Consider the following 2,500-nt stretch of genomic DNA (forward strand, 5'->3'; position numbering starts at 1 on the left):
CTTCGCCAGGAGTTGTGGAGTCAACGTTGAAATACCAACCTTCTGTTGTTTAGAGTCTAACTCGGCAACGAGGACATTGTTTGGTGGGTAGTTTGACTGGGGTGGTCGCCTCCTAAAAAGTAACGGAGGCTCGCAAAGGTACCCTCAGTACGGTTGGTAATCGTACGCAGAGCGCATTAGTAAAAGGGTGCTTGACTGTGAGGCCGACAAGCCGAGCAGGAGCGAAAGCTGGCTAAAGTGATCCGGTGGTTCTGTATGGAAGGGCCATCGCTCAAAGGATAAAAGGTACTCCGGGGATAACAGGCTGATCTCCCCCAAGAGCTCATATCGACGGGGAGGTTTGGCACCTCGATGTCGGTTCGTCACATCCTGGGGCTGGAGAAGGTCCCAAGGGTTCGGCTGTTCGCCGATTAAAGTGGCACGTGAACTGGGTTCAGAACGTCGCAAGACAGTTCGGTCCCTATCTGTTGTGATCGTTAGTAAATTGCGGGGACATGACCTTAGTACGAGAGGACCGGGTCGTACGTACCGCTGGTGTATCAGTTGTGCCGCCAGGTGCAGTGCTGAGTAGCTATGTACGGAAAGGATAAACGCTGAAAGCATCTAAGCGTGAAACCTACCTCAAGATGAGTTTACTTTTAAGGGCCGTCGGAGACTACGACGTTGATAGGCTACAGGTGTAAGGGTGGTAACATCGAAGCCGAGTAGTACTAATTGCCCGTAAGCTTTAATTTTATTTTTTTTGTGATACTATTACAATTTCCCAATATGTTACCTTATTGGTCTTCTGTCAGGATAACGCTGCAATAGTGCTGACTAAAAGACAAGATCATACTAAAGATCTTATGGTGGTTTTGCCAAGGGTGTTCACCTCTTCCCATTCCGAACAGAGAAGTTAAGCCCCTTATGGCCGATGGTACTGCACAATCATGCGGGAGAGTAGGTAGCTGCCATATTTATTTAAAGAAGTCCCGGTCTGAATCAGACCGGGCTTTTTTATCTTCACTACAACCACACACACCGATCCCTACCGCACTTACGGTAAAATAAATCTGGTAAATTTTGTTGTAAAAGGCAAGAGATTGTATCTTTGCCATCCGCTTTTAAAAATGACGCGCATTTTTCTTGAAAAGTTATGCAGTTAAGTTAAAAGTCATCAATAGTTATGAGGATATACGGCAAAGGTCGCTTATCATTCACAATCAAGTTATTAGTTCTTTACACAATATAGCATCTGAAAAGATGAGGATGAAAGCTTAATTATAAGCGAGTAGCAATCAGAAAAAAGGATGAAAAAATCTTGGAAAAGATTTGGTGATAATGAAAAAATGGTTACCTTTGCAACCCCAACGCAAACGACGCGAAACGGGACAAAGAAAAAAGCTCTTAAAATAAGTACAGATGTCAGGCGATAAGCGCCACACGGATCGGATCCGGGACATTAACTACGCTGAAGTTTTTAACTGAAGCACAAGTTCTTTGACATATTGGGAAAATCAATTGTAATAGTAGATTACAAAAAAGCTTTGAAGATATTTAAAGCGAATAAGGGCGCATGGTGGATGCCTAGGCTCTAGGAGGCGAAGAAGGACGTGGTAAGCTGCGATAAGCTACGGGGAGATGCAAACGATCGTTACATCCGTAGATTTCCGAATGGGACAACCCAGTACATTGAAGATGTACTATCCGTAAGGAGGCCAACGCAGGGAACTGAAACATCTAAGTACCTGCAGGAAAAGAAAATAAATTAATGATTCCCTAAGTAGTGGCGAGCGAACGGGGACCAGCCCAAACCGTGGTGGCGTGCTGCCACGGGGTTATAGGACTACTTTTAGAAAGTCAGATCAAATTGAATCATCTGGAAAGATGGGCCATAGCAGGTGATAGCCCTGTAGATAGAAATTCTGATGGACGTGTAGTATCCTGAGTAGCGCGGGACCGGAGAAATCCTGTGTGAATTTGCCAGCACCATCTGGTAAGGCTAAATACTCCCTAGAGACCGATAGTGAACCAGTACCGTAAGGGAAAGGTGAAAAGCACTTCGAATAGAAGAGTGAAATAGTACCTGAAACCGTGCGCCTACAAGCGGTCGGAGCATAGTAATATGTGACGGCGTGCCTTTTGCATAATGAGCCTACGAGTTACTCCTTACTGGCAAGGTTAAGCACTTAAGTTGCGGAGCCGTAGCGAAAGCGAGTTCTAACAGAGCATTTAAGTCAGTAGGGGTAGACGCGAAACTTTGTGATCTATCCATGGGCAGGTTGAAGGTTTGGTAACACAAACTGGAGGACCGAACTCATTAGCGTTGAAAAGCTATGGGATGACCTGTGGATAGGGGTGAAAGGCCAATCAAACTGAGAGATAGCTCGTTCTCCCCGAAATGTTTTTAGGAACAGCCTCGTATATAGAGTTATCATAGAGGTAGAGCTACTAATTGGGCTAGGGGGCTTCACCGCCTACCAAACCCTAATAAACTCCGAATGCTATGATATATCTGCGG

At 45.3% G+C, this 2,500-nt stretch carries 3 rRNA genes (2 of these 3 only partly in view); all 3 read left to right on the forward strand.

Annotated elements, in window-relative coordinates:
• Window positions 1–734: ribosomal RNA gene (locus CPIN_RS07080) — 23S ribosomal RNA — on the forward strand (it extends 2,146 nt beyond the left edge of the window).
• Between the two features lie 110 nt (window positions 735–844).
• Window positions 845–956 (forward strand): 5S ribosomal RNA (gene rrf / locus CPIN_RS07085).
• A 579-nt stretch (window positions 957–1,535) separates the two neighbouring features.
• Window positions 1,536–2,500 (forward strand): 23S ribosomal RNA (locus CPIN_RS07090); it runs 1,915 nt beyond the window's last position.

The organism is Chitinophaga pinensis DSM 2588, assembly GCF_000024005.1.
Lineage (GTDB): Bacteria > Bacteroidota > Bacteroidia > Chitinophagales > Chitinophagaceae > Chitinophaga > Chitinophaga pinensis.